Source organism: Halomonas sp. NO4 (assembly GCF_010994375.1).
Classification (GTDB): domain Bacteria; phylum Pseudomonadota; class Gammaproteobacteria; order Pseudomonadales; family Halomonadaceae; genus Halomonas.
This window is the reverse complement of the sequence record NZ_WHMA01000024.1, coordinates 43566-50977: the sequence shown is the minus strand read 5'-3', so window position 1 is coordinate 50977 and position 7412 is coordinate 43566. Positions and strand designations below refer to the sequence as shown.

Below are 7412 nucleotides of genomic sequence, written 5' to 3'. Positions count from 1 at the left end.
GGAACCGTATGCCCGGTGGTGTGGGAGGGCGCCGGGGGCAACCCCGGCCCCTACCCGATGCAGGGCAGGTGAGTGGCGTGGCAGAAGATGACGCGGCTTGGCAGGCGTGCGCCGCACGGGGCTGAGCAGGCGCTGGCCGGGCTGATATGCTGAAGGCTACGGCCGCGGACGATGGACGCCTGCGGCGATTCCCCTGATCGTAAGCTAGACAGCAAGGAGATTCCCCATGAAGTCACGCGCTGCCGTCGCCTGGGAAGCGGGCAAGCCTCTCGAGCTCACCGAGATCGACGTGGAAGGCCCCAAGGCCGGCGAGGTGCTGGTGCGCATCGCCGCCACCAGCGTCTGCCATACCGACGCCTACACGCTCTCCGGCGCCGACCCGGAAGGGCTCTTTCCCTCGGTGCTGGGCCACGAGGGTGCCGGCGTCGTCGAGGCCGTGGGCGAGGGGGTCAGCAGCGTCAAGCCCGGCGACCACGTCATCCCGCTGTATACCGCCGAGTGCGGTCAGTGCAAGTTCTGCCGCTCCGGCAAGACCAACCTGTGCGGGGCGGTGCGCGCCACCCAGGGCCAGGGGTTGATGCCCGACGGCACCTCGCGCTTCTCCCTGGATGGCCGGAAGCTTCACCACTACATGGGCTGCTCGACCTTCAGCGAGTACACGGTGCTCCCCGAGGTGTCCCTGGCCGTAGTGTCCAAGGAGGCGCCGCTGGACAAGATCTGCCTGCTCGGTTGCGGGGTGACCACCGGCATCGGTGCGGTGCTCAATACCGCCAAGGTGGAACCCGGTGCCACGGTGGCGGTGTTCGGCCTGGGTGCCATCGGTCTCGCCGTGATCCAGGGGGCGATGATGGCCAAGGCCAGCCGCATCATCGCCATCGACGTCAATCCCGAGAAGTTCCGGCTCGCCGAGCAGTTCGGTGCCACCGACTTCGTCAATCCCAGCGAGCACTCCGACCCCATCCAGCAGGTGATCGTCGACCTGACCGACGGCGGGGTCGACTACTCCTTCGAGTGCATCGGCAACGTCAACGTCATGCGCCAGGCGCTGGAGTGCTGCCACAAGGGTTGGGGCGAGTCGGTGATCATCGGCGTGGCCGGTGCCGGCGAGGAGATCAGCACGCGCCCCTTCCAACTGGTCACCGGCCGGGTGTGGAAAGGGTCTGCCTTCGGTGGCGTCAAGGGGCGTACCGAGCTGCCGGACTACGTGCAGCGCTACATGGCCGGCGAGATCAACATCGACGACTTCATCACCCACGACCTGCCCTTCGAGCAGATCAACGAGGCCTTCGAGCTGCTGCACGCCGGCAAGAGCATCCGCACGGTGCTGCACTATTAAATGGCGCCCGACGCCGCGCGACTGAATTGAGCCGGCTGGCTTCGCATCGCCGCGAAATGCAGGCACCATGACTCGACCTGACGCCGCTTGGAGAGTGACCGCATGACCATCAGCGAGACCCTGGAAAGGGTGGCCGCCAATAAGAGCTTCGGGGGCTGGCACGCCCGCTATCGCCATCGCTCCCGGGCGCTGGACTGCGACATGGTGTTTGCCGTCTACCTGCCGCCTCAGGCCGAGACGCAGCGGGTACCGCTACTCTGGTGGCTCTCGGGGCTGACTTGCACCGATGAGAATTTCATGCAGAAGGCCGGCGCGCATCGCGTGGCTGCGGAGCTCGGCATGGCCATCGTCTGTCCCGACACCAGTCCGCGCGGCACCGACCTGCCCGGCGAGCACGACAGCTATGATCTGGGCTCGGGGGCCGGCTTCTACGTCAACGCCACCCGCGAGCCGTGGAAGCGCCACTACCGCATGTACGACTACCTCACCGAGGAGTTGCCCTCGCTGGTGCGCCAGCACTTCCCCGTCAACGGCCGCGAGGCGATCAGCGGCCACTCCATGGGTGGCCACGGGGCCCTGGTGATGGCGCTGCGCCGACCCGGCCACTACCGTTCGGTGTCGGCCTTCTCGCCCATCGTCAACCCCAGCCAGTGCCCCTGGGGCCGGAAGGCCTTCAGCGCTTACCTGGGCGAGGATCCGGGGGCCTGGACCCAGTACGACGCCTGCGAACTGGTGGCCAAGGGCGCCTCGAGCCAGCGGCTGTTCATCGACCAGGGCGAGGCGGACGATTTCCTCGAGGAGCAGCTCCGGCCCGAGCGCCTGGAGGCGGTGTGCGCCGAGCACGACCATCCCCTGACGCTGCGTCGCCAGCCCGGCTATGATCACAGCTACTATTTCATCGCCAGCTTCATCGAGGACCACCTGCGCTACCATGCCGAGCATCTCACCAAACGCTGACGGCTCTCCACACGCTGACGGCTCTCCAAGCGCTGACGGCCCGTCGCCGGCCCGGCGGTGTTTTGACGCCGCCGGGCCGGTCGCTGCATGAGCATGAGCGCGGTGCGTCGTCTGCCCCGAGCCCTGCTGCGTCGCCTGTGGCGGGGACTCGCCCTTGTCGCGCTGGGTTTCGTGGCGCTCTCCCTGTTGCTGGTGCTGGGGCTGCGCGAGGTCCCGGCCCACGCCTCCATGGTCATGGTCGAGCGCAAGGTCGAGGCGTGGCTGGCCGGCGAGTCGTTGCCCCTTCGCCATCAGTGGCGTCCCTGGGAGCAGCTGTCCGATCATGCCAAGCTCGCGGTGATTGCGGCCGAGGATCAGCGCTTCCCCGAGCATCGCGGCTTCGACCTGGTCGAGATGCGCCGCGCCTGGGAGGCGAGCCGCGACGGGGCGCGCTTGCGCGGCGCCAGCACCATCAGCCAGCAGACCGCCAAGAATCTCTTCCTGTGGACGGGGCGCAGCTGGGTGCGCAAGGGGCTAGAGGCCTGGTTCACCCTGCTCATCGAGACCTTCTGGCCCAAGCAGCGGGTGCTCGAGGTCTACCTCAACATCGTCGAGTGGGACAGTGGCGTGTTCGGCCTGGAGGCGGCCGCCCAGCACTACTTCGGGGTGCCGGCCGACCGCCTCAGCGCAGCCCAGGCCAGCCGGCTGGCGGCCATCCTGCCCAATCCGCGCGGCTGGGACGCTGCTCGGCCGAGCTTCCGCGTGGAGCGGCGCAGCGCCTGGATCCGCCAGCAGATGCGTAATCTCGGCGGCGTCGACTACCTGGCGCGGCTCGCTGATTAGCGCCGGCCGCGCACCACCAGCACCACCCCCACGATGGTCACCGCCATGCCGGCCAGGCCCACCAGGGGCAGGCGCTCGTCGAACAGCCACCACGCCTCCAGCGCCGTCACCGGTGGCACCAGATAGAAGAGGCTCGCCACCCGCGAGGCCTCGCCGCGCTTGATCAACGCCATCAGCAGCAGGATGGCGCTGATCGACAGCACCAGCACCAGCCACAGCAGGGTGAGCACGAAGGTGGGCGTCCATTCGATGGTGCGCGCCTCGAAGAGCAGCGCCCCAAGCCCCAGCAGGAGGCCTGCAGCCAGGTACTGCACCACGGTACCGCCAAGCAGTGGCATGCCGGTGCAGTAGCGCTTCTGGTAAAGAGTGCCCAGGGAGATGCCGGCGAGTGCCACCGTCACGCTGATAAGCGCCCCCAGTCCGAATCCCTGGAACAGCGCCTCGCCGGGGTCGAGCTTGCTGCCCAGCACCAGAGTGATGCCGGAGAGCCCCAGGGCCAGCCCCAGCCACTGCCGCGCCGAGAGGCGCTCGCCCAGCAGCGGACGCGCCAGGGCCGCGGTGAGCAGCGGCTGCAGTCCCACCAGCAGGGCGGCGAGCCCCGCGGGCATGCCCAGTTGGATGCCGTAGAAGACGCCGCCCAGGTAGGCTCCGTGCACCAGCAGCCCCGACACGCCGATGTGCCCCCACAGCTGCAGGCCCCGAGGCCAGCCGCCCTTGAGCAGGACCACCAGGGGGATCAGCAACGTCAGCGTCAGCGCGAAGCGCACGAACAGGAAAGTGAAGGGTTCGGCATGGGGCAGGCCGAACTTGGCGCCGATGAAGCCGGTGCTCCAGAGGGTCACGAAGAGCACCGGCATGCTGGCCAGCCACAGGCGGCTCGGCGAGACAGCGGAGAGGGAAGGCAGGGAGGTTGGAAAGGGCATGGAGGTCAAGCAGTCCTGGTCGCGACGAAACGTCGACCATACTGCGATCCGGCGGTGCGGGAAAGGGCAGGGGCCGCGGTCGCCAGCTTACACTCCGTAACGCAAACGGAGTGAACCCCCCGTGATCGGCGACGTCCCACTATCGCACACACACGCAACACCCTTTGGAGGTATTCATGAAACGGATGACTGCACTGTTCTCGGCTGCTCTGCTCGCTGCGGGGCTGATGGGTGTCCAGGCCCAGGCACAGCAGGACCCGGCTCAGGACCCGGCAGCCACCCAGCAGCAGCCGTCGGTTTCTGCTGAGGACATTTCCGATCAGCAACTGCAGCAGTTCGCTGACGCCTCGCAGGAAATTGCCGTGATCTCTCAGGAGTACACCCAGCGGCTGCAGGAAGCGGAAGACGAGCAGACCCAGCAGGAGGTGCGCATGGAAGCCAATGACAAGATGGTCGAGGTGGTCGAGGACAGCGGTCTCGACGTGGATACCTTCAATGCCATCGGTCAAGCCATCCAGCAGGACCCCGAGATGATGCAGCGCGTGCAGGAGATGGCTCAGGACTCGTGATCTGATGCCATTGTCCACGCCGACGTGACAGCGGAAGGCCACCCTAGGGTGGCCTTTCGCGTATCGGGACGGCGTATCCTGTCCTTTACAGCCCGTCAGGGTGCACACACACTGAAAGCCAAGTGTCTAGGTGATGGCAGCGGGGGTGACGCATGGACGTGGAATTACTGGAGATTCGCCAGCACATGGCGCAATTTCCCCCCTTCGACAGCCTCTCCGATGATCTGCTCGACGAGGTCGCCGGGCAGGTGGAGGTGGGCTACTACAAGGCGGGCACCGACATCCTCACGCTGGATCAGGAGGTCCACGACCTCTGCTACATCCGCAGCGGCGCCGTTGAGGTGTACCGGCGCAACGGCGATCTCTACAACCGCCTTGGCGAGGGCGACATCTTCGGCCAGTTCAGCCTGCTGCGAAACCACCGGGCGCGCTTTCCGGCCGCGGCCCTGGAAGACACCCTGATCTACTTCATTCCCGAGCCAGTATTCCGTCGGCTGTGCGAATCCGACGTGCACTTCGCCGACTTCGTCGAACTCGGCCGGCCACGCCTCGAAGCGGCCGTGGAGGACCAGAAGAAGGCCAACGACATGATGATCACCCGGGTGCGCAAGCTGTTGACGCGCTACCCGGTGATGGTCGAGGCCACCACCACGGTGCAGGAGACGGCGCGTCAGATCAGCGAGGCGCAGGCCTCGGCGGCCCTGGTGCTGGACGCCGGCGGCGAGAATCCCCGCTACAGCTTCACCGACAGCGAGGAGCGGCTCTGGCAGATGTGCGGCATCCTCACCGACAGCGACTTCCGGACCCGGGTGGTGGCGGAGGGCCTGCCGCCGGACACGCCGGTGGGGCGGTTGGTCGGCAAGCCGCCGATCACCATCCAGTCGGATGAGTCGGTGCACGAGGCGATGCTCACCATGCTGCGCAACAATATTCACCACCTGCCGGTGCTGCATCGCCGTCGGCCGGTGGGCATCGTGCACCTCTCCGACATCATCCGCTACGAGACCCACTCGAGCCTCTACCTGGTCAGCAATATCTACAACCAGGCGAGCCCCGCGGGGCTCGCCAAGCTGGCCCCCGACGTGCGCGCGGCCTTCGTGCGCATGGTGGAGGAGGGCGCCAACTCGCAGATGGTGGGGAGCGCCCTGTCGACGATCGGGCGCAGTTTCACCCGGCGCTTGCTGGAACTCGCCGAGCAGGAACTGGGGCCGCCGCCGGTGCCCTACTGCTTCATGGTCAACGGCTCCATGGCACGCAACGAACAGTCCATCGTCACCGACCAGGACAACGCCCTGGTGCTCTCCGACGACTTCGACCCCGAGCGCCACGACGCTTACTTCCTGGCCCTGGCACAGCGGGTGAGCGATGGCCTGCACGCCTGCGGCTACACCTACTGCAAGGGCGAGGTGATGGCCACCAATCCCAAGTGGCGCCAGCCGCTCGCGGTGTGGCGGGGCTACTTCCGCGACTGGATCGAGGACCCCACCCCCGAGCGACTGCTGCACAGCTCGATCTTCTTCGATCTGGACAGCGCCTATGGCGAGGAAGCCTACGTCGAGCAGCTGCAGGACCAGGTGGCCAGGCAGGCGGCCAAGAGCCCGCTGTTCCTCGCCGCCATGGCGCGTAATGCCCTGAACCGCACTCCGCCACTGGGCTTCTTTCGCACCTTCGTGATGGAGAAGAATGGTAAGCAGAACAATTCCATCAACCTCAAGCGCCGTGGCACCGCCCCCATGGTGGACCTGATCCGCGTGCATGCCCTGGCGTGCGGCTCGAGTGCCCAGAACAGCTTTGATCGCCTCGACGATATCGGCAACACCCAGTTGCTGGCGCCGGGGGTCGGGGAGAAGCTGCGCTATGCGCTGGAATTCCTTGCCATGTCGCGGATTCGTCACCAGATGATCGATATCCAGCAGGAGCGCGAGCCCGACAACAACATCGAGCCGGAGAACGTCTCCGACAACGAACGACACAACCTCAAGGATGCCTTCCAGGCGCTGAGCAACGCCCAAAAGTTCCTCAAGTATCGCTATCCGCTGCCGTCGCGGTCGGCTCGTTCGCGGTGATCAGGCCCCTGCCATGAGGACATTGCGCCAAGCCTCTCCTCGCGATGCGCCCAGCTGGCCGGAGTATTTCGAGCAGCGTGCCGCGGCCTGCCGTTCGCCGCTGCTGTCACGCTACTTCTCGTCGGGAACGGCGGCGCCGACGACCCCGGTCGGCGACGTGGAGATGGTGGCGCTCGACCTGGAAACCACCGGCCTCGACCCGCGTCGCCATGCCGTCGTCAGCGTTGGGGCGGTGCCCTTCACTCTGGACCGCATCCGGCTGGCCGAGCGGTGCTACTGGGTGGTGCAGCCCACCCGGCCGCTTTCCAGCAAGTCGGTCACGCTGCACCGCATCACCCACTCGGAGATTGCCGAGGCACCCGACCTCGAGCGGATATTGCCCGAACTGTTCGAGGTGATGGCCGGGCGGCTGGTCGTGGTGCATTTCCGCCATATCGAGCGCCCCTTCCTGGATGGTGCCGTCAAGGAGCGCCTCGGCGAGGGGATCCGTTTCCCGGTGATCGACACCATGTCCCTGGAAGCGCGCCGCCATCGTCTCTCGCTGTGGGCGCGCTTTCGCCGCTGGCTGCGGCGACCGCCGGTTTCCATCCGCCTGCACGATAGCCGGCTGCGCTATGGCCTGCCCGCCTACCAGGGCCACCACGCCCTGCTCGATGCCCTGGCCACTGCTGAACTGCTCCAGGCACAGATCGCCACCCACTATCGCCTGGAGACGCCGGTGGGCGAGCTGTGGAGCTGA

At 66.9% G+C, this 7412-nt stretch carries 7 protein-coding genes; 6 read left to right on the top strand and 1 reads right to left on the bottom strand.

What is annotated here, in order from left to right; genetic code table 11:
- The first annotated feature begins 226 nt into the window (after positions 1–226).
- The 3 genes from FEF15_RS14560 (at position 227) to mtgA (ending at position 3115) form a co-directional block, all read left to right on the top strand.
- On the top strand, positions 227–1336 hold the full coding sequence (locus tag FEF15_RS14560; RefSeq protein WP_163559894.1) for an S-(hydroxymethyl)glutathione dehydrogenase/class III alcohol dehydrogenase: 1110 nt from the start codon (positions 227–229) through the stop codon (positions 1334–1336).
- 102 nt (positions 1337–1438) lie between these two features.
- The gene (fghA, locus tag FEF15_RS14555; RefSeq protein ID WP_163559893.1) at positions 1439–2293 is read left to right on the top strand and encodes an S-formylglutathione hydrolase; all 855 of its coding nucleotides are present in this window, start codon (positions 1439–1441) and stop codon (positions 2291–2293) included.
- Between the two features lie 87 nt (positions 2294–2380).
- Entirely contained in the window at positions 2381–3115 is a 735-nt protein-coding gene (mtgA, locus tag FEF15_RS14550) for a monofunctional biosynthetic peptidoglycan transglycosylase (protein ID WP_163559892.1), read from the top strand.
- Here the strand turns inward: mtgA and FEF15_RS14545 are convergent.
- Complete coding sequence (locus FEF15_RS14545) at positions 3112–4038, bottom strand: DMT family transporter (protein ID WP_163559891.1); 927 nt, start codon at positions 4036–4038, stop codon at positions 3112–3114. The genes mtgA and FEF15_RS14545 overlap by 4 nt on opposite strands.
- A gap of 176 nt (positions 4039–4214) precedes the next feature.
- On the opposite strand from FEF15_RS14545, the gene FEF15_RS14540 reads away from it, so the two are divergent.
- The 3 genes from FEF15_RS14540 (at position 4215) to FEF15_RS14530 (ending at position 7412) form a co-directional block, all read left to right on the top strand.
- Positions 4215–4607, top strand: a complete 393-nt coding sequence (locus FEF15_RS14540) for a DUF4168 domain-containing protein (protein ID WP_163559890.1) — start codon at positions 4215–4217, stop codon at positions 4605–4607.
- Positions 4608–4759: 152 nt separating this feature from the next.
- Positions 4760–6673, top strand: coding sequence for a DUF294 nucleotidyltransferase-like domain-containing protein (locus tag FEF15_RS14535; protein ID WP_163559889.1), 1914 nt, complete (start codon positions 4760–4762; stop codon positions 6671–6673).
- Positions 6674–6686: 13 nt separating this feature from the next.
- Positions 6687–7412, top strand: coding sequence for a 3'-5' exonuclease (locus FEF15_RS14530; protein ID WP_163559888.1), 726 nt, complete (start codon positions 6687–6689; stop codon positions 7410–7412).